The following is a 24,358-nucleotide window of genomic DNA, read 5'->3' on the forward strand; positions in this document are numbered from 1 at the left end:
AGGGCATCAGATATCCAGTCGGTTGAAGATCGCGCGCGGCAGGAGCCGGATCACCGCCATGATCACGCGCCACTTGCCGGGCGTATAGATCACCGGCTTGCCCGCCTTGATCCCGCGCAGGATGTCGCTCGCCACCGCGTCGGGATCGGCCATGCCCGACTGATCCATCTGCGCGGTCATCCGGGTGCGGGTCGGGCCGGGTTTGATTAGGATGGCGCGCGGGCCGTCCGAGCCGAAGCGGTGCTGCAGACCCTCGACATAGCGTTCGAGAAGCCCTTTCGCCGCGCCGTAGGCATAGTTCGATTTCCGCCCCCGATCGCCCGCGACCGATCCGATCACAGCCAGTGTGCCATAGCCCTGATGTTCCAGCCGGGCCGCGAAAGCCTCGGCGAAAAGCGCGGGCGAGATCGCGTTCAGCATCAGGCTGTCAGAGAGCGCCTGCAGATCGTCCTGCATCTCGGACTGAACGGGCAGAGCGCCATGGGCGATGAGCACGGTATCGACGTGCTGCGTCTCGGTCAGGCCCGAGAAGGTGCGGATCGCCTCGGGTTCCTGGAAATCCAGAACGGAGCGTCCGACCCGGGTCTCGGGATCGCGCACGCCCAGGTCGTCGGCGATGGCGTCGAGCACCTCCTCGTCCCTGCCGAGCAGGTGGAAATCCGCGCCGCCCTCGTCGGCCCAGGCCCTGAGGCAGGCCTCGGCAATGCCGGAGCTTGCGCCCACCACGATGATCATCCGCCGGTTACTCATCAATTCCTCCCATGACCCGGTCCGCGAAGCCCGACCGCATCGCGGGATCGCGATGGGCACGGAAGGCCGCGAGGCCCGGGTAGCCAAACTCAAACATGGCGCGGGACATCCGCGCGTCCTTGGCCGGGTAGATCCGGCCACCGGCCTCGCGCAGGATCGCGTCGAGCCGGTCGAACAGGCGCAACGTGTCAGCGCCCCGGTCCGGAAAGTCCATCGCCAGCGTGGTCCCCTCGCGCGGAAAGCTTAAGAGGCCCGGGCTGGTTCTAGCGCCGAATGTTTTGAGAACCATCAGAAACGAGCCCTGCCGCGCCTCGGCGATGGCCGCGAGCATCTCGGCGGTCGCCTCTCGCGCGTGCTCGGGCGGAACCACCGACTGGTACTGGTAGAAGCCGCGCGGTCCGTAGATGCGGTTCCACGCGCCGAGCGCGTCGAGCGGGTAGAAATAGCTCTGGTAATTCTGGCGTGCCCGACCGGCCCGCGCCGCGTTGCGCCGGTAGTAGAGCGCGTTGAAGAGCCTCAGCGAGGTCGGCCCGATCAGCGAGACCGGCGGAGTGACCGGCACGCGTCGCTGCCGCCTTGCGGGCAGCGCCGGGCCACGCTCGTCCGCGTGGTTGGCGCGCAGGAACAGGCCGCGGTGGCGATCCTTGCGGGTCACGTCGAGCCAGGCGACGCTGTATTCCCAATCCTCGACGCTCTCTTCGAACAGCTCGAAAAAGCGATCGAGCCCGTCGAAGGGCACCGTCTCCGTATCGAGCCACGGGCCTGCCACGGGGCGCAGCTGTATCTCCGCCGACAGGATCGCCCCGGTCAGACCCAGCCCGCCGATGGTCGCGGCGAAGCGGCCGGTCTCGTCCTCGGGGCCGAGATCGCTGATCGACCCGTCGCTGCGCGCAAGCCGCAAGCGCGTGACATGCGCGCCGAACGTGCCCGAGCGGGCGTGGTTCTTGCCGTGGACGTCATTGGCGATGGCGCCCGCGACGGTGACCTGCTGGGTGCCGGGCGTCACCGGCAAGGCCCAGCCGCGCGGGATCGCCAGCCGCTGGATCTCGCCCAGCGTCACGCCCGCCTCGACCGCCAGAACGCCGCTCTCCCTGTCGAAGTTCAGGAAGCGCGCCCGAGCGCGGCTCTGAAGCGCGACGCCTCCGGCCACCAGGCCGACATCCCCGTAGCTGCGCCCGAGGCCGACGGCGAGCGCCGGCGCCTCGAGCCCCTCGAGCGCGCCCTCGGCCAAGGGGCGGGGGCGGTGCAGGACGCTCTTGCGTCCGCCCCAACCGACCGCGCGGTATGTGGGCTCATCCCGGGACATGGCTCGCGGCGAAAAAGATGGCGAGAAACAGCGCGCCGGTGATCTGGCTGTGGCGGCTGCGCACCGCGTGGAGCAGCGGGTCGTGATGCATTTCGCCGCGCGAGGCCTGCATCCACATCCAGCTCACCCAGTAGATCAGAACCGGAAGCGAAAAGCTTACGAAATAACGATTTCCATACAGATCGATCGCGGCATCGGAGTGAATGTAGAGCCCGAGAACCACCGTCGCGGCATAGCCCGCGCCAAGTCCCAGGCCCATCACGATGGGCACGTCTTCGCTTCGGTAGCGGCGGCCCTTGAGCTCTCCCTTCGGTCGGGATTGCGCCAGTTCCACGTAGCGTTTGAGATAGGCCAGCGACAGGAAGAGAAAGACCGAGAACAGGAGCAGCCAGTAGGACAGGCCCTGATCCATCGCCACCGCGCCCGCGATGACGCGCAGCGTGAACAGCCCGGCGAGGAGCATGCAATCCAGAAGCGGCACCTGCTTGAGTTGCACAGAGTAGAGCGTTGAGACCGCAAGGTAAATCAAGGCGGTCAGCACGAAGCCCGCGCCGTTCAGGGCGGCGAGCGCAAGTGCGCCGAGAAACATCAGCGGTGTGACCAGGGCCGCCTGCGCCGCCGGGATCCGTCCCGAGGCGAAGGGGCGATGGCGTTTGGCCGCGTGGGCGCGGTCGGCTTCGAGATCGAGCAGGTCGTTCAGGAAATAGGTGGCCGAGGACAGGAGCCCGAAGGCGAGAAAGGCCAGGAGCATCTGCGCCAGTAGAGCCGGCTCGTCATAGCGATGCGCGGCCAGGACCGGGACGAAGATCAGGAGGTTCTTGACCCATTGATGCAGCCGCGCGGCGCGCAGCCAGTCGCGGAGACCGGCTTGGCGTCCGGCCATCCGCTCGATCTCCGGTGCTCGGTCCTCAGCCTCGCGCGCGAGCGCTTCCGGAGCGTTGATCACAAGCGCCCGTTGCGCCTCGGCCCAGACCGCGAGATCGGCGCTGGAATTGCCGATATAGTCGAAGCCGCGCGTCCCGAAACGCTCGACGAGCGCGGAGGCCTTGTCAGGACCGGCGAGGTTGACCCGCCCGTCGCTCGCCATGACCTCGTCGAAGAGGCCGAGATGCGCGGCAATCGCCTCTGCCGACGCGCGGTCCGAGGCTGTGCAGAGCACCACCCGGCGGCCATCGGCACGGGCCGCGCGGATCGCGGCCAGAACGGTGTCGTCATAGGGCAGGGTTGCGGGATCGAGCGGCGTGGCATGCGCAAGCTCGCGTTTCAGCACCGGTTTGCCCGCGCGCAGCCATCCGAGCATGTGGAGCGGCGCGGCAAGCGGTGCGGCGCGGAAATACCTGAGTGCCGCCTCGTGCAGCGTGTCGACAGGCGTCAGCGTGCCGTCGAGATCGACGACAAGCGGCCGTGACACACGGTCGACGCTGTCTTTTCCCTTGTCCAACACGACGTCCTGCTCCGCGACCCTGTCGGTGCCGTCCGGTGCGACCGGCGGCTCCCATCGGCCTTTTGGCGCAGCCTAAGGAGAGGAGTGGGGCAAGACTAGGGCGCGGGCGTGCCCGGTCCCGGCAAAACCCCGGATCTGAGGCAAAACCGCCCCAGACGCGCGCCCCCCCGGTGGACAAGCGCTGTCCGGGCACGCATGTGTGGGGGCATTCGCAGCCCGAAAGCCGCCGCGCCATGCCCCAGGACAGCCACGCCCATTCGCACGCGCCGACCCTTCGCGAGGACAATCAGCGCGTCGTGTTCTGGGCCTTCGTGATGACCGCGGGCTTTATGCTGGCAGAGTTGGTGGGCGGGCTGATCGCGGGTTCGCTCGCGCTCATTGCCGATGCTGGGCACATGCTGACCGACGCCGCGGCCCTGGCGCTGGCCTGGGCCGGGTTCAAGCTCGGGCGTCGCGGGCCCGACGCGCGGCGGAGCTTCGGCTATCTCCGGCTCGAAGTGATCGCGGGCTTCGTCAACGCGCTGAGCCTCATCGCGCTCATTGCCTGGATCGCGTGGGAGGCTCTCTGGCGGCTGATCTCGCCCGCGCCGGTTCTCGCGGGCCCGATGCTCGTGATCGCGGCGCTGGGGCTCCTGGTCAATATCGCCGTCTTCTGGATGCTGAGCCGGGGCGACCGCGATCACCTGAATATCCGCGGCGCGATGATCCATGTGCTGGGCGATCTTCTGGGATCGGTCGCGGCGCTTCTGGCGGCCGGGCTCATCTGGCTCACCGGCTGGACGCCGATCGACCCGATCCTGTCGGTGCTTTTGTCGGCGATCCTCTTGCGCTCGGCGCTGTCGCTTCTCAGGGCCTCGGCGCATGTGCTGATGGAGGGCGTGCCCGGCGATATCGTCCTGACCGACCTCCGGGCCGACCTGATCGCCCATGTGCCCGGTCTTGCGGGGATCGCGCATGTCCATGTCTGGTCGATCACCTCCGGCGCGCCGGTCGCGACGCTCGAGGCACAGCTCGAGGACGGGGCCGATCCCGAGGCGGTCACCGACGCCCTGAAGCTGAGGCTCCGGGAGGAGCACGGCATCCATCACGCCACGGTCGAGATCGACTGGCAGGGGCGTGCCGGGGCATGCGTGCTTGCGGACAGGCTCGGCTCTTGACCCTCCAGTGACTGGAAGCCCTATCTAGGGGCAAAATCAGCGAGGTCGCCGTGCAACATCTGAGTTTCGCCATCGAGAACATGACCTGCGGCGGGTGCGCCGCGCGGGCGACGCGCGCGCTCGAAGAAGTCCCGGGCGTGAGCGAGGCGCAGGTCAATCTCGTCACGAAGCGGGGCTCGGTGACGGGCGAAGACCTGTCGCCCTCCGCGCTGATCGAGGCGCTCGACGCGGCGGGATACCCGGCGCGGCAGGAGGAGATCGCGCTCGACGTCACGGGTTTGAACTGCGGAGGCTGCGTCGGCCGGGTGGAGCGCGCGCTTCTGGCGGAGCCGGGCGTCCTGTCCGCCAATGTCAACCTCGCCACCGGTCGCGTAACGGTGACGGTTCTCGCGGGGGCCAGAGACGCCGGGGCGCTTGCGCGCGCATCGACCGAGGCCGGGTATCCGGCCACGCCGCATGACAAGGCCGCGCCGCAACAGACTGACGACACGAAAGAAATCGACACGCTCCGCCGCGACCTGGTCGTCGCGGCGGCGCTGACGCTGCCGGTCTTCCTGGTCGAGATGGGCGGGCACCTGATCCCGGGCCTCGGCGGCTGGATCGACGCCACTATCGGGCGCCAGACCTCGTGGCTGACCCAGATGGTGCTCATCGGTGCGGTTCTGGCGGGACCGGGGCTGCGCTTCTACATCACCGGCTTCAAGGCGCTCCGCCACGGCGCGCCGGACATGAACTCGCTCGTTATGGTCGGCACCGGGGCGGCCTACGGGTTTTCGCTGATCGCCACGCTGCTGCCGGGGCTCCTGCCCGAGGGCACGCGGCATGTCTATTACGAATCCGCCGGCGTGATCGTGACGCTGATCCTCTTCGGTCGCTGGCTGGAGGCGCGCGCGAAGCGGCGCACCGGCGCGGCGATCCGGGCGTTGGCCGGGCTCGCCCCCCCGCAGCGCGCGGGTCGAGCGGAACGGCGCAGTGATCGAGATCGACCGCGACGAGATCGTGCCAGGCGATATCCTGCATCTTGCGCCCGGCGCGCGCGTACCGGTCGATGCCGAGGTGACCGAGGGGCGGTCGCATCTCGATGAGAGCATGCTGACCGGAGAGCCGCTGCCGGTCGAGAAGGCACCGTGCGACATCGTCACCGGAGGCACCGTCAACGGCGCGGGCGCTTTGACCCTGCGCGCAACGGCGGTCGGCCAGGACACGGTTCTGGCGCAGATCATCCGCATCGTCGAAGAGGCGCAGGGCGCGCGGCTGCCGATCCAGAGCCTCGTGACCCGCGTGACATTGATCTTCGTGCCCGTCGTTTTGGGGATCGCCGCGCTCACGGTCGCGGGCTGGATGCTCTTCGGGCCGGAGCCGCGCCTGACCCATGCGCTGGTCGCGGGCGTCGCGGTGCTGATCATCGCCTGTCCCTGCGCGATGGGACTTGCCACGCCGGTCTCGATCCTCGTGGGCTCCGGGCGCGCTGCGACGCTCGGCGTGCTCTTCCGGCAGGGCAGCGCGCTGCAATCGCTTTCGGGCGTGCGGACCATCGCCTTCGACAAGACCGGCACGCTGACCGAGGGGCGACCGGCCCTCACCTCCTTCGAGCCGGTCCTGAGGGCCGACCGCGACACGCTTCTGGCGGCCCTTGCCGCGCTCGGACCACCCGGTGGGCCGCGCCATCACCGCCGCCGCCGAAGAGGAGGGGCTGAGGCTCCCCGCGACCGAGGATGTCACGGCGCTTGCGGGCCGCGGTCTTTCGGGGCGGGTCGGCGGCGCGGCGTTCCTGATCGGCTCCGCGCGCCTGATGGAGGAGGAGGGGATCGACATCGCCGCGCTCCGGCCGCGCCACGCGGCGCTCGCCGCCGAGGGCCGGTCGGTCTTCTATGCGGCGAAGAACGGGCAGGCGGCGGCGCTCCTGGCGGTCTCCGATCCGATCAAGCCCGACGCGAAAGCGGCCGTGGCGGGCTTGCGCGCCCAGGGCCGCGAGGTCGCGATAATCACCGGCGACGGCGAGGCGACCGCGCGGGCCGTGGCAGCAACGCTCGGGATCGAGCGGGTGATCGCGGGTGTCCTGCCCGAGGGCAAGGTCGATGCGGTGCGCGCCTTGCAGGAGGGCGGACCGGTGGCCTTCGTGGGCGACGGCATCAACGACGCCCCGGCACTCGCGGCCGCCGATGTCGGGATCGCGCTTGGCACCGGCACGGACGTGGCGGTCGAAAGCGCCGATGTCGTCCTGATGTCGGGCGCGCTCGCCGGTGTCGGCAATGCGGTCGAGATCAGCGCCGCCACCTTGCGCAACATTCGCCAGAACCTCGTCTGGGCCTTCGGCTACAACGCCGCGCTCGTCCCGGTCGCCGCGGGCGCGCTCTACCCGGTCAACGGCATGCTCCTGTCGCCGATGCTGGCGGCGGGCGCGATGGCGCTGTCGTCGGTGTTCGTCCTGTCGAACGCGCTGAGGTTGCGGCGCGCGGGCCGGAAGTCTGAGCGGGTGGAAAAGGTGACGCAAGGTCAAAGCGAGGGACGCGTCACGCGGCGGCCTGAGCCCCGGGTCAACTGCCCGTTATTTCCGCAATCGGCCACAGAATCAGGCCTTCCCCTTGTGAAAAGGCGCGGCTAACGTCGCCGCACTTCAACGATCCGCGTCAAAGCGGGCAGCCGCTCTGGCGCACGACAACACTTGGGAGGTTTTTAATGGATCGTCGTTCTTTCCTTCGCACGTCCGCCGTCGGCGGCACCGCGGCCGCCGCTTCGGCGCTGGCAGCGCCGGCCTACGCGCAGGGCAACCGCACCCTGACGCTCGTCACCACCTGGGGCCGTGGCCTCGCCGGTGTGCATGACGCCGCGCAGCGCTCTGCCGACATGATCACCGCCATGACCGATGGCGCGCTGACCGTGGACCTGAAGGCCGCGGGCGAGCTCGTCGGCGCGTTCGAGGTGTTCGACGCGGTGACCTCGGGCCAGGCCGACATGTATCACGGCGCCGACTACTACTTCGTCGGCCAGCACCCGGGCTACGCCTTCTTCACCGCCGTGCCCTTCGGCATGACCGCGCAGGAGCTGGTGAACTGGTACTACCAGGATGGCGGCCACGAGCTGCATGACGAGCTGGGCCAGATCTTCGGCCTGAAATCCTTCCTCGCGGGCAACACCGGCGCGCAGGCGGGCGGCTGGTTCTCCAAGGAGATCACCGGTCCTGAGGATTTCAACGGCCTCAAGTTCCGCATGCCCGGCCTCGGCGGCCAGGCGCTCGGCAAGCTCGGCGCCTCGGTCCAGAACATCCCCGGCGGCGAAGTGTACCAGGCGCTCTCTTCGGGCGCGATCGACGGAACCGAGTGGATCGGTCCCTGGGCGGACGAGAAGGCCGGCTTCCAGGAGATCACCAAGATCTACTACACCGCAGGCTTCCACGAGCCGGGCGCAGGCCTGTCGCTCGCGATGAACCGCGAGGTCTTCGACAGCCTGAGCCCCGCGCATCAGAAGATCGTCGAGATCGCGGCCGCCGAAAGCCACCAGTGGAACCTCGCGCAGTTCCTCGCCAACAACGGTGCGGCGCTCCAGCGTCTGCAGTCGGGCGGCGTCACCATCCGCGAGTTCCCCGACAGCGTCTGGGATGCGTTCGGCCAGGCCAGCCAGGAAGTCCATGACGAGAACATGGGCGACGAGCTCTACAAGAAGATCTACGACAGCGCGATGTCCTCGATGAAGTCGTCGTCGGAGTGGATCAAGCGCTCGTCGGGCGTCTACACCGCGCAGCGCGACCGCGTGCTCGGCTAAGGCTCACGAGAGCTGACGATATCGGGGCCTCCGTCCTTGCGGGGGCCCCTTCCGCTCGAATAAGAACCGCCGCCAAGGATTGACGGCGACGATGGCGGGGCAGAAGACCCCGTCCGAGCTTCCGGGGGAGAGACTGATGGAACAGGACGGTGCCGTCGAAGCGGTCGGCGTGTTCGGAGCCTTGGTGGCCGGGATCGGCTGGGTTCTGAAAAACCTCGCACTTGCCTTCTGGAACCTGGGCTACGCGCTGACGCATCCGGGGCTTTGGCTCGACTGGTCCGACAAGGAGGCGATCACCCGCTTCGTCTATTACGGCGGGTCGGTCGAGTTCTTCTTCGTCGTCTTCACCGCGTTTCTGGTCTTCACCGGCATCGGGCTCTGGCGAAACAGCATCCTCTGGGGCGGCGTCCGGGTGCTCGAGGGCATCGCCAACACGCTCGGCCGCGTCTTCGCCTGGGCGGGCCTTTTGATGGTGCTCCAGCAGGTGATCATCGTCTTCATGCAGCGCATTTTCGCGCGCGCCGAGATCAGCCTCGGCTTCGGCATCCCGGTGAGCTTCGACATCTCCTGGTGGTCCGAGGAGCTCAAGTTCTACAACGCGCTCGTCGTCGCGCTCTGCCTGACCTACACCTTCGTGCAGAAAGGCCATGTCCGCGTCGACCTCGTTTACTCGGCGATCTCGTTCCGCGCCAAGCGCGTGATCGACATGCTGGGATCGGTGCTCTTCATGATGCCGATGGCGGTGCTGATCTGGCTCTATTCGTGGTTCTTCCTCTGGCGCCACCTGATCGTGCCGAACCCCTCGGCATCGAACACGCTCGAGCAGCTCCTGATGAAGAGCCGCGCGCTGCGCTGGAACGTCGAGACCATCGGATTCAGCCCCAACGGCTTCACCGCCTATTTCCTGTTCAAGGTGCTGCTGGTGGCGCTCTGCGGGCTGATCTTCATCCACGCCTGGGCCTTCCTCTGGCGCTCCTACCTGGAGTGGAAAGAGGGGCCCGAGAGCGAGGACAAATATCTCGATCTCGACGTGCTCGAGGCGGTCGAAGAACCGCACGTGCCGTCGCAGAGCTAAGAGAGGGCAGGGACAATGCTATTCGGTTTGGACGGCGTCGAGATCGGCCTGATCATCGTCTTCGCGACGCTTTTCGGCGCGATCCTTTCGGGCTTCCCGGTGGCCTTCGCCATCGGCGGGGCCGGGGTCATCTCCTTCGGGATCATCGCCGCGCTCGACAGCGCCGGGCTCCTGGTTCACCAGGCCATCGACACCTCGTCGCAGGCCTATAACGACATCGTCAATTCCGGGGTCCGGCCCGACGCGGTGTCGATCTTCCGCTATCCCGACCTGCCGCGCGTCGCCGAGCACGTCTTCGCGGGCGGCTGGGAGACGGCGCTCGACCGCAACGTCTCGTTCATCGTCAACCGGATCAACGAGCGCGTGCTCGCGGGCCAGTCGATCGAGACGCTGCTGGCGGTCCTGATGTTCGTCCTGATGGGCATCGTGCTGGAGCGCTCGAAGATCGCCAACGATCTTCTGACCACGATGGCGCGGGTCTTCGGCCCGCTGCCGGGCGGTCTTGCCGTCTCCATCGTCGTGGTCGGCGCCTTCCTCGCCGCCTCGACCGGCATCGTCGGTGCGACCGTGGTGACGATGGGCCTTCTGGCGCTGCCGACCATGCTCAGGAACAACTACTCGCCAGAGCTTGCCACCGGCGTGATCGCCGCGTCGGGCACGCTCGGACAGATCATCCCGCCCTCGATCGTGATCGTCCTTCTCGGCACGCTTGCGGGCGATCTCTACTCCGCCGCGCAGGAGAACCGCGCCAATCTCGTGGGCTGCTCGGATGCGCTCACCTATCTGGGCGAACCCGCGGTGGTGTCGGTCGGCACGCTCTTCCAGGCAGCACTTCTGCCCGGCATCCTTCTGGCGGTGCTCTACGGCGTCTATGCCTTTGTCTTCGCGCTTCTGAACCCGTCGAAGGCGCCGGCCGTCGCCTCCGAGGGTGGGATGGGCGGCGAGGTCATCACGCGCTCCGAAGGCCTGACCTGGTTCCTGCTGGTGCCTGTCGCCATCGTCGCCGGTGCGCTTCTTCTGGCCGAGACCGGCCTCGTGGGCGATCAGAGCGCCGAGGTCGACAGCTTCTCCGCCGCGGGTCAGACCGCGTCGCTCCGCACCAATGTCTCGCCCGATTGCCAGGCTGCGATGATCGAGCTCCATGGCCAGGAGGCCTGGGACGAAGCCGTGGCCCAGCAGGCCGAGATCGACGCCGCGGGTGGCGTGGCGCAGGCGCGCGAACTGAGCCCCGAGGAGCTGGAAGCCGCGCAGGCCGACAAGGTCGCGAACGCGGCGCCGATCGGCACCGGCATCGCCGTGATCGCGGTGGCGCTCGGGATCGCGCTGGCGGTCGGACGCGGTGTCGCCCCTGTCGCGGCCCCCGCACCGTTGATCGCGGGAGCGGTCGGCATCCTGTTGCTCCTGCTCGTCGACATGCTGGCGATCTCGCCCCTGACCTCGGCGGGCACAACCGTGCTGCTGATCGCGCTGCCGCTTCTCCTGGCGCTCTATGGCTGTCGCGTCGCCGCGCGCCGCATGGCGAAAAACGAGCTGATCCGCGTGGTCTTCCCGCCGCTCGTCCTGATCGTGGCGGTCCTGGGCTCGATCCTCGGCGGCATCACCAACCCGACGCCCGCCGCCGCTCTCGGCGCGGCAGGCGCGATCATGCTCGCGGCCTACCGCAAGCTCTCGGAGCGCGGGCGCGACCCCTGGATCATCACCTGGTCCACGCTGGCGCTCGCGGGGATGATCATCCTCGGCATGAATTTCGACCTGCGGGTGAATATCGGCGAAGTGTCGGTCGAAAGCTGGATCGCGTTCCTCGCGGCCTATGCCTGCTTCCTCTTCGCCTTCTTCGGCCTGATCTACGCCTGCTGGGTGCTCCTGTCGAACGGCGTGTTGAGCCCGGCGGTGCGCGAGACCGCCAAGGTGACCTCGATGGTCTTCACCATCCTGATCGCCTCGCAGCTTCTGAACCTCGTGGTGATCTCCTTCGGCGGCGAGCATTACATCCAGCAGTTCCTGAAGAGTTTCGACAACGAGTTCACGGTCTTCCTGATCGTGATGCTGGTGCTCTTCGTGCTGGGCTTCGTGCTCGATTTCCTGGAGATCATCTACATCGTGGTGCCGATCGTCGGACCGGTGATCTATGGCGGCAGCTTCGACCCGAAATGGGTGACGATCATGATCGCGGTCAACCTGCAGACCTCGTTCCTGACGCCGCCCTTCGGCTTCGCGCTCTTCTACCTGCGGGGCGTCGCGCCGAAAGAGGTCACGACCGGCCATATCTACCGCGGTGTCGCGCCCTTCGTGCTGATCCAGGTCGCGGGCCTGGCGATCCTGTGGTTCTTCCCCGGCATCGTCACCATCGTGCCGGACCTGATCCCCAACTGATCTTGGGCCCCGGACTGCCACCCCGGCGATGCGCGGGGTGGCGGGCCGTGGGATGCGTATTTGGAAAAAGAAGAAGCCTGGAAGAGCGCGAGGGGGGCAGGCGGCGCGCCCGGGTCGCCACGATGCCGCGGATCGGCTAGACCGGGCGCGCGAGTGAAAGAAGGAAGCCCCCGCGATGCCCGAGACCCTGTCGCCGCGCCAGATCCTCGACCGGCTGGTGGCCTTCCCGACGATCAGCCGCGACACCAACCTGCCGCTGATCGACTGGGTCGAGGCGTATCTCGCCTCGCACGGGATCGCCGCGCATCGCCATCCCCATCCCTCCGAGCCCAAGGCCGGGCTCTTCGCCCATGTTGGCCCGGACGAGGGGGGCGGGGTTGTTCTGTCGGGGCATACCGACGTGGTTCCCGTGGACGGCCAGGACTGGCAGAGCGACCCCTGGACGGTGACCGAGCGCGACGGCCGTCTTTATGGGCGCGGAACGACCGACATGAAGGGCTTCGACGCTCTGGCGATCTGGTCGCTGGTCGAAGCGCAGGCGCGCGGCGTGTCGCGGCCGCTGCAGATTGCGCTCAGCTATGACGAGGAGATCGGCTGCATCGGCGCCGCGCCCCTGATCGAGGCGATGCAGGGCGTGGTGCCGCGCGCCCGCGACGTGATCGTGGGCGAGCCGACCGGGCTGGCGGCCGTCACCGGTCACAAGGGCGGGCTCAGCTACCAGGTGCATATGCGCGGCTTCGAGGTCCACAGCTCGATCCTGCATCGCGGTGTGTCGGCGATCATGTATGGCGCGAGGCTCATCGACTGGGCCAACCAGGTGAACGCCGAGGCGATGGCGGCCGAGCCCTCGGATCTGGCGGCGCTCTTCGATCCGCCCTGCACGAATGTTCATGTCGGCCAGATTTCGGGCGGCACCGCGCATAACATCACGGCCAAGGACTGCCGCTTCTCGCTGGGCTTCCGCATCGTGCCGGGCGAGACCGCCGACGACTGGGATCGGCGCTTCCGCGCCAAGGTCGCCGAGATCGAGGCCGAGATGCAGGCGGTGCATCCGGAGACCGGCATCGATCTCTCGGGCGGGTTTCGCCTGCCGGTCTTCGTGCCCGAGGCCGATAACAGCGCCGAGGCGCTGGTGCGCCAGATCACCGGCGACAATGGCACGCAGCATGTGAGCTACGGCACCGAGGCCAGCCATTTCCAGGCCGCGGGTTACCGCGCCGTCGTCTGCGGTCCGGGCGATATCGCGGTCGCGCATCAGCCGGACGAATACCTGCCGGTCTCCGAGTTCGCCGCGGGCCAGCGCTTCATCGAGCGCCTTCTCGCGATCCTCGCATGAGCTTCCCGATCTCGCTCGCAACGCCGGTCTCCTATCCCGGCCCGCCGCCCGCACGCGCCGATGTCGCGGTGATCGGCGGCGGCGTGATCGGGGTGTCGACCGCGCTCTATCTCGCCCGCGCGGGTCACCGGGTGGTGCTTCTGGAAAAGGGCCGCATCGCCGGCGAGCAGAGCGCGCGCAACTGGGGGTGGGTGCGGGTGCAGGGCCGCGACATGGCCGAGGTCCCGCTGGCGCAGGAGGCACAGACGCTCTGGCAGGGCTTCGATGCCGAATGCCGGGGCCGGATCGGCCTCAGGCAGACCGGCGTGACCTATCTCACCCGGTCCGAGCAGAGCCTGTCGAACTACGCGCTCTGGTCCGCCGATGCGCGCGCGCTCCATGGCCACCGCAGCACGCTCCTCTCCCGTGACGAGCTTCGCGCCCTTCTGCCGGAGGCGCGGGCGAACTGGACAGGCGCGCTCCACACGCCCGGAGACATGGTGGCCGAGCCCTGGGCCGCGGTTCCGGAACTGGCGCGGCTGGCCTCCGAGGCGGGCGCGACGCTGGTGGAGCACTGCGCCGTCCGCGCGCTCGACATCGCGGCGGGCCGGATCGCCGGGGTAGTGACCGAGGCGGGGCGCCTCCATGCGCCCGAGGTCGTCCTCGCCGGAGGCGCATGGTCGCGCCTCTTTCTCGCGCGGCACGGTCTCGACCTGCCGCAGCTCTCGGTGCGCGCCAGTGTCTGCGAAACCGGCCCGCTCCCGCAGGTCGCCGGGACCGCTGCCGTCGATGCGCATCTTGCGTTCCGCCCGCGTACCGATGGCGGCTACTCGCTCGCCCCGTCGATGGCCTCCGAGCTCTTCCTCGGCCCCGACGCGCTCCGGCTCCTGCCGCGGTGGTGGCCGCTTCTGAAGGCGGGCGGTCTCGACCTGTCGCTCCGTCCCGCCGCGCCGCGCGACTGGCCCGATGGCTGGCGCACCGCGCGCCGCTGGGACGAGGACGTCGAGACCCCGTTCGAGCGGATGCGCATCCTCGACCCGGCCCCGAACCGGCGCAAGATCGCCGCGACCTGCCGCCGCTTTGCCGAGACCTTCCCGGGCGCCGGAGTGGTCTCGGCGCGCACGGCCTGGGCGGGCATGATCGACGTCCTGCCCGACATCGTGCCCTGCATCGACCGCTTGCCGGGGCCAGGGGGGCTGACCGTGGCCACGGGGCTCTCGGGGCACGGCTTCGGCATCGGCCCGGCCGTCGGCAAGGCGGTCGCCGCGCTCGTGACCGGAGAGCGCCCGGCCCATGACCTGACCCGCTTCCGCTGGTCGCGGTTCTCCGACGGCCAACCCCTCGAGCCCGGACCCAATCTCTGAGCCAATCGCCCGGACCGATACACCCTCGTTCCAAGCCGCGGGTCCCGCACTCTCCACCAGCGCGCGTTCGGCCACCGTGCCCCCGCCCCGTATCCTTCATCTGTCCGGAAATATCCCGGAGAGCACGAGAGGCAGCGCCTCTCGTCGGCGCCGGAGGCGCCGCCCCCGGCCGCAACCCCGGAGCGACAGAGCCGCCGCTTGCAGCCGCCGCCCGCCGCTGGCAGGGTCGCGGCAATCCCGTTTTCGACTTCCCAAGGAGAGACCCATGCCGGTCAAGAACCGTTTCGCCGAACTCCATGACGACATCACGGCGTGGCGACGCGACATCCATGCCCATCCCGAGCTGATGTTCGACACCCACCGGACCTCGCAGCTGGTGGCCGAGAAGCTGCGCGCCTTCGGCTGCGACGAGGTCGTCGAGGGCATCGGGCGCACCGGTGTCGTCGGCGTGATCCGCGGCAAGTCTACCGCGTCCGGGCGCGCCATCGGGCTCCGCGCCGACATGGACGCTCTGCCGATCGAAGAGCAGACCGGCGTCGACTATGCCTCGACTGCCAAGGGCACGATGCATGCCTGCGGCCATGACGGTCATACGGCGATGCTGCTGGGCGCGGCACAATATCTCGCCGAGACGCGGAATTTCGACGGCACTGTCTGCGTCATCTTCCAGCCCGCCGAAGAGGGCGGCGGCGGCGGCCGCGAGATGTGCGAGGACGGGATGATGGAGCGCTTCGGCATCGAAGAGGTCTACGGCATGCACAACTGGCCCGGTCAGCCGGTCGGCAGCTTCGCGATCCGGCCCGGTCCCTTCTTCGCCGCGACCGATGTCTGGGAGGTGGTGCTCGAGGGCAAGGGCGGCCACGCCGCCAAGCCGCAGGAGACCGTCGACACCAACGTCATGGCCGCGCAGACCATCCTCGCGCTCCAGACCATCGTCAGCCGCAACGCCGATCCGGTCGAGCAGATCGTGGTCTCGGTGACCTCACTCGAGAGCTCCTCGAAGGCGTTCAACGTCATCCCGCAGCGGGTCACCCTGCGCGGCACCGTCCGCACGCTTGCGCCCGAAATGCGCGATCTCGCCGAAAAACGCCTGACCGAGATCTGCAACGGCACCGCCGCGACCTTCGGCGGTAAAGCCCGGGTCGAGTACACGCGCAACTATCCCGTCATGGTGAACTCCGACGAGCAGACCGCCTTTGCCGCCGATGTCGCGCGCGCCGTTTCGGGCGATTGCGACGACGCGCCGCTGGTGATGGGGGGCGAGGATTTCGCCTTCATGCTGGAAGAGCGCCCCGGCGCCTACATCCTCGTCGGCAATGGCGACACCGCGCCGGTCCACCATCCCGAATACAATTTCAACGACGAGGCGATCCCCGCCGGGTGTTCCTGGTGGGCCGAGATCGTCGAGCGGCGTCTGCCCGCAAGCTGAGCCGGTCCGCCATGCCTTGAAGCGCGGCGCGGTCCGTCTAGCTCGCTGGGCATGTCGATCTCAGAAAACACCGCACCGCCGCGCACCGCCCTCGTCACGGGGGCGGGCCGCGGCATTGGCCTCGGCGTCACCCGGGCGCTTCTGGAGGCTGGATGGCAAGTCGCCGCGCTCGATCTCGAGTTTGGCGCCGAAGCCGAGAGCATCGCCGCCGCGCAACAGGTGACCTGCGACGTCTCGGACGAAGGCTCGGTCGCCTGGGCCTTCGACACGCTCGCGGGGTTCCTGGAGGGCGGGCTCGGGCTTCTGGTCAACAATGCCGGGGTCGCCGATCCGGCCTCGGGTCCCGTCGAGACTCTGTCGCTCGACGGGTGGAACCGATGGATCGGCACCAATCTGACCGGGGCTTTCCTGATGGTCCGGAGCGCCGTGCCGTATCTCAGAGACGGGCAGGGCGCCATCGTCAACATCACCTCCACCCGCGCCGCCATGTCCGAGCCCGAGACCGAGGCCTACGCCGCTTCAAAGGGCGGCCTCACCGCGTTCACCCATGCGCTTGCGGTATCGCTCGGGCCCGACATCCGGGTGAACGCCGTCGCGCCCGGCTGGATCGCCACCGGCGACCGGAGCGCGTTGCGCGACCAGGACCACGCCCAGCACCCGGCGGGGCGCGTGGGGCGGCCCGAAGACATCGCCGAGGCGGTGCTCTACCTGGCCGGTGCTGGGTTCACGACCGGTCAGGTGATCACGGTCGATGGCGGCATGACCCGGAAGATGATCTATGCGGAGTGACAGGCCGCGCTTCTGGCTCTCGGTCACCGGGCTTGCTAGGAGAGCGGCATGAGCATCGCGACCGTCGTCTGCATCAAATGGGGTTCGCTCTTCGGGCCCGAATACGTGAACCGCCTCTATTCGGGCGTGCGGCGGCACATGGACCGGCCGGTGCGGTTTCTCTGCATGACCGAGGACGCCCGCGGGTTTCATCCCGATATCGAGCAGCTCCCCTTGCCCGACGAGCCGTTCCGGGCCGAGATGGATGCCGCGCTGGCGGTGGCCAACCGGCAGGGCGCGATGCGCAAGACCTCGCTTTTTCGCCAGGGCGTGATCCCCGATCTCGAGGGGCCGGTTCTGGGCTTCGACCTCGACGTGGTGATCACCGGGCCGCTCGGCGAGATCTTCGATCTCGCTCCGGGCACCGTCGCCATGCGGCATGACTGGACCGAGAAGCGTAAGGGGCGTCCCACGGGGCACGGGTCGGTCTTCCGCTACGATCCCGCGCGGCACGGCTTTCTCTATCACGACCTCGCCGCCTCGCCCTATTCCGAGGTCGAAACGGCGCGCGGCTCGGAGCAGCGCTATACGTCGCACAAGGCTATGGATCGCGGCGTTTTCACTTATATCCCGGAGCCTTGGGTGGTCAGCTTCAAGTATGACTGCAACCCGTTCCCGCAAAACTGGTGGCGGCAGCCCGCCTTGCCAAAGGATGCCCGGGTCGTCTGTTTCCACGGCCATCCCAAGATGGACGAGGCGATCGACGGCTATCGCGGCTCGCTGATCCGCTACTCGAAGCCCTGCCCCTGGCTGCGCGAGCACTGGATTGACCGCTCCCGCGCCGATCTGGGCGAGCAGTGGGCCTGATAGACGCGTCATCCGGGTAACCGAGCCCTTTCGGATAGGTACCCACCCGACGCGTTGACGGAAAACGGCGCTTTTATATTTTTCCGCCTCGGTGGGAGGTGGTTGCGTATGAGTCACGTGAACCTGCTGGTCCTCGGGGCGGGGCTGGCGTTTGGTGTGTGTTTTTCCTTCGCATGGATCGCAGGTGCCATGCTCTGGCTCGAAGCGATGCGCGGCGCGGGCACGCGCATGCTCTGGCTGCTCATGCCGACGGCCAACGGGCATGCGGCGCAGCGGCTGACCTGGCGCGAGGCGCGCCTTCTCTTCGCCAATTCGAGACACGGGCGCCGCTTCAAGGCGAGCCTGGCGCTTTCCCTGATCAGCGGCGTGACCTTGCTCCTGATCCTGATCTTCGACAGCTCGGGGCCGATGCCCGACGCCTGAGGGAGGGCGCGCGGATTGCTGCGCGGCGGCGAAACCGCCGCTCTTGCCCCGCTGCCCCGTCGCGCGCTAAGAGCGCACAGCGCAAGAACAGCAGAAGGGCAGCCGCCATGCGTCGTGTCGTCATTACCGGACTGGGCCTTGTCACCCCGCTTGCCTGCGGCGTCGAGGAGACCTGGAGCCGTCTTCTCGCCGGAGAAAGCGGCGCAGGCACGATCAGCAAGTTCGACGCCAGCCACCTGGCCACGACCTATGCCTGTGAAGTGCCTTACGGTGACGGCACCGATGGCAGCTTCAATCCCGACGACTGGCTCGAGAAGAAAGAGCAGCGCAAGGTCGACGAGTTCATCCTATTCGGTCTCGCCGCCGCGCATCAGGCGGTGCTGGATTCGGGCTGGACGCCCGAGGACGAGGACGAGAAGCTGCGCACCGGCGTGATGATCGGCTCGGGCATCGGCGGCCTGAATGCCATTGCCGAGACCGCCTACCTGATCCGCGACAAGGGTCCGCGGCGCGTGTCGCCCTTCTTCATCCCTGGCGCGCTGATCAACCTCATCTCCGGAAACGTCTCGATCCGCTACGGCTTCAAGGGTCCGAACCACTCCGTGGTCACGGCCTGTTCGACCGGCGCGCATGCCATCGGCGACGCCGCGCGGCTGATCATGCTGGGCGATGCGGACGTGATGGTCGCAGGCGGCGCCGAGGCGGCGATCTCCGAGATCGGCATCGCCGGGTTCAACGCCTGCAAGGCGCTCTCGACGAAGCGCGGCGACGAGCCGCAGAAGGCCAGCCGTCCCTATGACGCCGACCGCGACGGGTTCGTGATGGGCGAGGGCGCGGGCATCGTCGTGCTCGAGGAATACGAACACGCCAAGGCGCGAGGCGCGAAGATCTACGCCGAGGTCATGGGCTACGGGCTCTCGGGTGACGCCTATCACATCACCGCACCGGCCGAGGATGGCGACGGCGCGGAGCGCTCGATGCGCGCGGCGCTGAAATCCGCGGGGCTAGAGCCGGGCGATCTGGACTACATCAACGCGCATGGCACCTCGACCATGGCCGATGTGATCGAGCTCGGCGCGGTCGAGCGGATGCTCGGGGATGCGGCCTCGAGCGCCACCATGTCCTCGACCAAATCGGCCACCGGGCACCTTCTGGGCGCCGCGGGCGCGATCGAGGCGATCTTCTCTGTGCTCGCGATCCGCGACCAGGTGGCGCCGCCGACCATCAACCTCGATACGCCCGCGGTCGAGACCAAGCTCGACCTCGCCCCGAACAAGAAGGTCGAGCGCAGGATCAAATATGCCCTGTCGAACAGCTTCGGCTTCGGCGGCACCAATGCCAGCGTGATCTTCGGACAGGTGGAGTAACTCCCCATGTGGCGACACATCGCCTCGAATGCACTGACCTTCCTGGTCGTGCTGTGCTTTCTCGTCGGTGGCGGCCTGATCTGGGCGCAGAACGAGTACGGCGCGGAAGGACCGCTCGACGCGGCGATCTGCCTCGAGGTGCCGCGCGGCTCGACCATGAGCCGTGTCTCCGACCGGTTGGTCGAGCAGCAGGCGATCTCGAGCGGAATGCTCTTCCGTTTGGGGGCCGATTACACCGACAAGACGCAGGACCTGAAAGCGGGAAGCTTCCTGGTGCCCGAGCGCGCCTCGATGGCCGAGATTGTCGAGATCGTGACCCGGGGCGGCGCGTCGACCTGCGGCACCGAGGTGGTCTACCGCATCGGCGTTAACGCGGCCTCCGTCGAGGTGCGCGAGCTTGACCCGGCCACAGGCCGCTTCGTCGAGATCGCGAAATTCGACCCCGCCGCCGAGGCGGTCCCCGAGGAATACCGCGCCGTGCGCCAGGAAAACGACACCCGCTACCGCGTCGCCCTGGCCGAGGGCGTGACCAGTTACCAGGTGGTCGCCGAGCTGGGCCAGGTCGACGCGCTCGAAGGGGCGGTGGAACTGACGCCTGCCGAGGGCAGCCTCGCCCCGGACAGCTACGAGATCAGCCCGGGCGACACCCGCGCGGACCTGATTTCGCGCATGCAGCGCGCGCAGGAGCTGATCCTCTCCGAGGCCTGGGCCAATCGCGCCGACGGCTTGCCTTTGGCAAGTCCCGAGGAGGCTCTGATCCTCGCGTCCATCGTCGAGAAGGAGACAGGCGTCGCGGAAGAGCGTCCCCAGGTCGCCTCGGTCTTCATCAACCGGCTGAACCGGAACATGCGCCTGCAGACCGACCCGACGGTGATCTACGGCATCACCAATGGCGAGGGCGTGCTGGGGCGGGGGCTCCGGCAGTCGGAACTGCGCGCCGCAACGCCCTACAACACCTATGTCATCGAAGGGCTTCCACCGACGCCGATCGCGAATCCAGGACGTGCCGCGATCGAGGCGGCGCTGAACCCAGCCGAGACCGATTTCGTCTTCTTCGTTGCCGACGGCACCGGCGGTCATGCCTTTGCCGAGACCCTCGACGAGCACAATGCCAATGTCGCGCGCTGGAGACAGATCGAGGCGGAACGCGCGGGACAGTAAGGCAAAATTGACACTCGCGCCGGGTGACGCTGGGTCATCGGCGGTCGCCTGCCCGTCGATAGGCAATATCCTGCCGCAGCCCTTGCAAAAAGCCTATCTTGCGCTCACCTATGCGCCAATGAAGCCGTGGCAGCCTATGTCACCGTTTAATTCCGTGCTACTGCGACGACCCCCATAACTTCCGATTCGCCCCTTGCGCCGAGCTATTGAGGACTCGCCGAGATGACAGATACTGTGGACGTGCCCCAAGAGCACGGCGACAACCGGTTCGGCACCGATCTCGCGATCGTGCTGACCGACCCGCGCCTGCCCGACAACCCGATCACCTATGTGAATGACGGGTTCCAGAAGATGACGCTCTACAGCCGCCAATACGCGGTCGGGCGCAATTGTCGTTTTTTGCAGGGGCCGGAGACGCGGCCCGATGACGTGCGTCGACTGCGCGAGGGGATCGCTGCGGGCGAAGAGTTCGAGACGATCATCCTGAATTATCGTGCCGATGGCACCCCGTTCCTGAACCAGCTCGTGATCGCCCCGGTGCGCAACGAAAAGGGCGAGTTGGTGCAGTTCTTCGGGGTGCAACGCCACGTGGCCGACGGGGACGAGGCGATTGACCTCTATGAAGAGGGCGCGCGCGTCGATACCGGCGTCGAGATGCTGCGCGAGTTGCAGCATCGGGTGAAAAACCACCTGTCGATGATCGTCGGCATGATCCGTCTCCAGGCGCGCCATGACGTCACCGTCCGCAGCTTCTCAGCGCTGAGCCGCCGCATCGAGTCGCTGTCGCTTCTGTATGACGAGCTTTTGGCGGCCGACGCCAAGTCGAGCAGCAACCAGACGCTGGCCGCAGGGGCCTATCTCAGCCGTATCGCGCAGGTCGTCGCCGGGCTGGAAGGCCGGCGCAGCATCCGCGTGAACGTGGATTGCGACAAGCTGCGTCTGCCGGTCGATACCGGCGCTCGGCTCGGTCTCCTGCTCTCCGAGCTTCTGACCAACGCGCTCGAACACGCGTTCGAGGATCGCGACGAAGGTGTCGTGTCGGTGCGTCTCGAGGCCGAAGAGGGGGCGTCGGTGCGCCTGATCGTGACCGATGACGGCAAGGGCCTGCCCGAGAACAGCGTCTGGCCGCAGGGCGCGGCCACCATCGCCGAACAGCGCCGCAAGCTGAAAAGCGGCGCCGAACGGGACGAAGACGGCACTTCGGGCGTCGGCGGGAGTATCGTCCAGTCCTTGGTGCGCTCGCTCGACGCGGACTTGACTGTCGAGAGCGGCCCCGAGGGCACCAAAGTCACCGTGATCCTCTGAAACACGTGACACTCTGACACAAAAGCGCGCCCGACCCCGGGCGCGCTTTGCATCAAGGGCGCTTGGCTCAGAGCTGCGCCATGACCTCGTCGGTGGCTTCGAAATTCGTCGTCACGCGCTGGACGTCGTCGTCGTCCTCGAGCGCGTCGACGAGTTTCATCAGCGACTGCATACCGGTCAGGTCGAGCTCGGTCGTGGTGGTCGGCTTCCAGACCAGCTTGGTCGACTCGCTCTCGCCCAGATGTTCTTCGAGCGCGGTGGAGACCTCGTTCAGATCGGTGTCGGCGCACCAGATCACATGGCCATCCTCGGAGCTTTCGACATCCTCGGCGCCGGCCTCGATCGCGGCCATCATCACGTCATCGGCGTCGCCGGCGGAGACGGGGTAGATGACCTCGCCCTTGCGCTCGAACATGAAGCCGACCGACCCGGTCTCGCCGAGGTTGCCGCCGTGCTTGCCGAAGGTCGAGCGCACATTCGAGGCGGTGCGGTTGCGGTTGTCGGTCATCGCCTCGACGATCACCGCGACGCCGTTCGGGCCGTAGCCCTCGTAGCGGATTTCCTCGTAATCCTCGGCATCGCCGCCCGAGGCCTTCTTGATCGCGCGCTCGATCACGTCCTTCGGGACCGAGCTGGACTTGGCTTCCTTGACCGCGAGCCTGAGGCGCGGGTTCTTCTCGGGATCGGGGTCGCCCATCTTGGCGGCGACGGTGATCTCCTTGGAGAGCTTGGAAAAGAGCTTGGACCGCGCCGCGTCCTGGCGGCCCTTGCGGTGCTGGATATTGGCCCATTTGGAATGGCCGGCCATGGCATGCCTCGTGCGTCGAAGGTTGGGAATTTCGCCCGTCTCTATAGGCCAAGCTCCCGCGGCGCTGCAAGCCCGGCTGGCCTTTGCCGGGGCGGCGCGCTAGAGCCCGCCGGAAAAGGACCCCCGGACAATGGCCTCTGCCCCATGACCTCTGCCCTCGCGGGCTTCTCGCTCGGACTGTCACTGATCCTCGCTATCGGGGCGCAGAACGCCTTTGTTCTGCGCCAGGGGCTGCGGCGCGCGCATGTCTTCTGGGTGGTGCTGACCTGTGCGCTCTCGGATGCGGTGCTGATCGCGGCGGGCGTCGCGGGCTTCGGCGCGCTGGCCGAGGCGGTGCCGGGGTTGGAGACGGCGATGCGTCTCTTCGGGGCGGCGTTTCTTCTCTGGTACGCGGGCCGTGCGCTCCGGTCGGCCTGGACGGGGGGCGAGGCGCTCACGGCGGGCGAGGGTGCGGGCAGCTTGCGCGTGGCGCTCCTGACCTGCCTGGCGCTGACCTGGCTGAACCCGCATGTCTATCTCGACACGGTGGTGCTCCTGGGCGCGATCTCGGCGCAATATTCCGACCGGCTCGCCTTCGCCCTCGGAGCGATGACCGCGTCCTTCGTGTTCTTCTTCTCGCTGGGCTACGGCGCGCGGCTTCTGGCGCCGCTCTTCGCGCGGCCCCTGGCCTGGCGCGTGCTCGACCTTGTCATCGCGCTCACCATGGCCGCAATCGCGGTCTCGCTTCTCGCCGGTCTCTGAGCCCTTGCCAATCCGGGCGTCCCGGGCTTGATCTGGGCTATGGAACGATCGGAACTGCGCCCGGTGGTGGGCATCTCCTGGATGATCGCGACCGGCATCTGCTTCGTGATGGTCACCGCGCTCGTCAAGACCCTGGGCGGCAGCGTCCCGGCGGCGGAGAGCGCGTTTCTGCGCTACCTTCTGGGGCTGGTCTTCCTCGTCCCCGTCTGGACACGGCTCAGGCAGATGCGTCTGACGCGGCGACAGCTCCGGCTCTTCGGGGTGCGCGGGGCGTTTCACACGCTGGGCGTCATATGCTGGTTCTACGCCATGTCGCGGATCCCCATCGCGGAGGTGACCGCGATGAACTACCTCAACCCAATCTACGTTTCGATCCTGGCGGTGTTCTTCCTGGGCGAGCGGATCGCGCTCCGGCGCATCCTCGCCATCGTCGCGGCGCTCGGCGGGGCGCTCCTGATCCTGCGACCGGGCTTCCGCGAGCTCGACCCGGGCCATATCGCGATGATCGCCACCGCGCTTTTTTTCGCGGGCTCCTACCTGACCGCCAAGATCCTCTCCGACGAGATCGAGGCGGGGCTCGTGGTGGCGATGCTCTCCATCGTCGTCACCATCGGGCTCGCGCCCTTCGCGGCGATGGACTGGGTCTGGCCGAACGCGTGGCAGCTTTTCGTGCTCTTCGGCGTCGCGGCCTTCGCGACGCTCGGTCATTACGCCATGACCCGGGCCTTTGCCGCCGCTCCGGTGACCGTCACCCAGCCGGTGACCTTCCTGCAACTCGTCTGGGCGGTGCTCCTGGGCGCGGCGCTCTTCGACGAGCCGCCCGACCCTTACGTCATCGCGGGAGGGTTGGTGATCGTGGCCTCCGTGGTGTTCCTCAGCCTCCGCGAGGCGCAGCTGAAGCGGCAGATCACGCCGTCTGTTCACGAGACAAAAGGCTGAGCGC

At 67.9% G+C, this 24,358-nt stretch carries 19 protein-coding genes and 1 pseudogene; 16 read left to right on the forward strand and 4 right to left on the reverse strand.

The features are described from left to right. Nucleotides 1-6: 6 nt before the first annotated feature. From ACFQ4E_RS02615 to ACFQ4E_RS02625, 3 genes are read right to left on the reverse strand one after another with little or no spacing between them, the layout of a single operon-like run. Complete coding sequence (locus ACFQ4E_RS02615; RefSeq protein WP_386801363.1) at nt 7-750, reverse strand: SDR family NAD(P)-dependent oxidoreductase; 744 nt, start codon at nt 748-750, stop codon at nt 7-9. Beyond that, on the reverse strand, nt 743-2,056 hold the full coding sequence (locus ACFQ4E_RS02620) for an FAD-binding oxidoreductase (RefSeq protein ID WP_386801364.1): 1,314 nt from the start codon (nt 2,054-2,056) through the stop codon (nt 743-745). Before ACFQ4E_RS02620 ends, ACFQ4E_RS02615 begins: the two co-directional genes overlap by 8 nt. Continuing rightward, the gene (locus ACFQ4E_RS02625) at nt 2,043-3,497 is read right to left on the reverse strand and encodes a UbiA family prenyltransferase (RefSeq protein ID WP_386801365.1); all 1,455 of its coding nucleotides are present in this window, start codon (nt 3,495-3,497) and stop codon (nt 2,043-2,045) included. The genes ACFQ4E_RS02620 and ACFQ4E_RS02625 overlap by 14 nt, the downstream gene beginning before the upstream one ends. Before the next feature lie 236 nt (nt 3,498-3,733). On the opposite strand from ACFQ4E_RS02625, the gene ACFQ4E_RS02630 reads away from it, so the two are divergent. The 14 genes and pseudogenes from ACFQ4E_RS02630 to ACFQ4E_RS02705 all read left to right on the forward strand — a co-directional run bounded on the left by ACFQ4E_RS02630 (nt 3,734) and on the right by ACFQ4E_RS02705 (nt 21,866). Further along, the gene (locus ACFQ4E_RS02630; protein WP_386801366.1) at nt 3,734-4,657 is read left to right on the forward strand and encodes a cation diffusion facilitator family transporter; all 924 of its coding nucleotides are present in this window, start codon (nt 3,734-3,736) and stop codon (nt 4,655-4,657) included. An 80-nt stretch (nt 4,658-4,737) separates the two neighbouring features. Further along, a pseudogene (locus tag ACFQ4E_RS20625) lies at nt 4,738-7,262 on the forward strand (heavy metal translocating P-type ATPase). Nucleotides 7,263-7,336: 74 nt separating this feature from the next. Then, complete coding sequence (locus tag ACFQ4E_RS02650) at nt 7,337-8,419, forward strand: TRAP transporter substrate-binding protein (RefSeq protein ID WP_386801369.1); 1,083 nt, start codon at nt 7,337-7,339, stop codon at nt 8,417-8,419. A 136-nt stretch (nt 8,420-8,555) separates the two neighbouring features. Further along, complete coding sequence (locus ACFQ4E_RS02655) at nt 8,556-9,494, forward strand: TRAP transporter small permease subunit (RefSeq protein WP_386801370.1); 939 nt, start codon at nt 8,556-8,558, stop codon at nt 9,492-9,494. Between the two features lie 15 nt (nt 9,495-9,509). After that, the gene (locus ACFQ4E_RS02660) at nt 9,510-11,867 is read left to right on the forward strand and encodes a TRAP transporter large permease (protein WP_386801371.1); all 2,358 of its coding nucleotides are present in this window, start codon (nt 9,510-9,512) and stop codon (nt 11,865-11,867) included. Nucleotides 11,868-12,042: 175 nt separating this feature from the next. Then, nucleotides 12,043-13,203: an acetylornithine deacetylase gene (gene argE, locus ACFQ4E_RS02665; protein WP_386801372.1), complete on the forward strand. Its 1,161-nt coding sequence runs from the start codon at nt 12,043-12,045 to the stop codon at nt 13,201-13,203. After that, nucleotides 13,200-14,546, forward strand: coding sequence for an NAD(P)/FAD-dependent oxidoreductase (locus ACFQ4E_RS02670; RefSeq protein ID WP_386801373.1), 1,347 nt, complete (start codon nt 13,200-13,202; stop codon nt 14,544-14,546). Before argE ends, ACFQ4E_RS02670 begins: the two co-directional genes overlap by 4 nt. Nucleotides 14,547-14,811: 265 nt before the next feature. After that, entirely contained in the window at nt 14,812-15,975 is a 1,164-nt protein-coding gene (locus tag ACFQ4E_RS02675) for a M20 aminoacylase family protein (RefSeq protein ID WP_386801374.1), read from the forward strand. Nucleotides 15,976-16,026: 51 nt separating this feature from the next. Continuing rightward, nucleotides 16,027-16,764: an SDR family oxidoreductase gene (locus tag ACFQ4E_RS02680; protein ID WP_386801375.1), complete on the forward strand. Its 738-nt coding sequence runs from the start codon at nt 16,027-16,029 to the stop codon at nt 16,762-16,764. A 48-nt stretch (nt 16,765-16,812) separates the two neighbouring features. Beyond that, nucleotides 16,813-17,610: a glycosyl transferase gene (locus ACFQ4E_RS02685; RefSeq protein WP_386801376.1), complete on the forward strand. Its 798-nt coding sequence runs from the start codon at nt 16,813-16,815 to the stop codon at nt 17,608-17,610. A gap of 108 nt (nt 17,611-17,718) precedes the next feature. Then, nucleotides 17,719-18,033, forward strand: a complete 315-nt coding sequence (locus tag ACFQ4E_RS02690; protein WP_386801377.1) for a hypothetical protein — start codon at nt 17,719-17,721, stop codon at nt 18,031-18,033. A 107-nt stretch (nt 18,034-18,140) separates the two neighbouring features. Next, the gene (gene fabF / locus ACFQ4E_RS02695; protein ID WP_386801378.1) at nt 18,141-19,400 is read left to right on the forward strand and encodes a beta-ketoacyl-ACP synthase II; all 1,260 of its coding nucleotides are present in this window, start codon (nt 18,141-18,143) and stop codon (nt 19,398-19,400) included. 6 nt (nt 19,401-19,406) lie between these two features. Continuing rightward, entirely contained in the window at nt 19,407-20,561 is a 1,155-nt protein-coding gene (gene mltG, locus ACFQ4E_RS02700) for an endolytic transglycosylase MltG (RefSeq protein ID WP_386801379.1), read from the forward strand. 222 nt (nt 20,562-20,783) lie between these two features. Beyond that, on the forward strand, nt 20,784-21,866 hold the full coding sequence (locus tag ACFQ4E_RS02705) for a PAS domain-containing protein (protein WP_386801380.1): 1,083 nt from the start codon (nt 20,784-20,786) through the stop codon (nt 21,864-21,866). A 67-nt stretch (nt 21,867-21,933) separates the two neighbouring features. Here ACFQ4E_RS02705 and ACFQ4E_RS02710 read toward each other — a convergent pair whose 3' ends face one another. Continuing rightward, nucleotides 21,934-22,674: a YebC/PmpR family DNA-binding transcriptional regulator gene (locus ACFQ4E_RS02710; RefSeq protein ID WP_386801381.1), complete on the reverse strand. Its 741-nt coding sequence runs from the start codon at nt 22,672-22,674 to the stop codon at nt 21,934-21,936. Between the two features lie 144 nt (nt 22,675-22,818). Here ACFQ4E_RS02710 and ACFQ4E_RS02715 point away from each other — a divergent pair, with 144 nt between their 5' ends. Both ACFQ4E_RS02715 and ACFQ4E_RS02720 read left to right on the forward strand, forming a co-directional pair. Further along, complete coding sequence (locus ACFQ4E_RS02715; RefSeq protein WP_386801382.1) at nt 22,819-23,415, forward strand: LysE/ArgO family amino acid transporter; 597 nt, start codon at nt 22,819-22,821, stop codon at nt 23,413-23,415. Nucleotides 23,416-23,454: 39 nt separating this feature from the next. Beyond that, nucleotides 23,455-24,354 (forward strand): DMT family transporter, encoded by a 900-nt coding sequence (locus ACFQ4E_RS02720; protein WP_386801383.1) that lies wholly within the window; start codon nt 23,455-23,457, stop codon nt 24,352-24,354. Nucleotides 24,355-24,358: the final 4 nt, after the last annotated feature.

The organism is Litorisediminicola beolgyonensis (assembly GCF_042679605.1).
GTDB lineage: Bacteria > Pseudomonadota > Alphaproteobacteria > Rhodobacterales > Rhodobacteraceae > Litorisediminicola > Litorisediminicola beolgyonensis.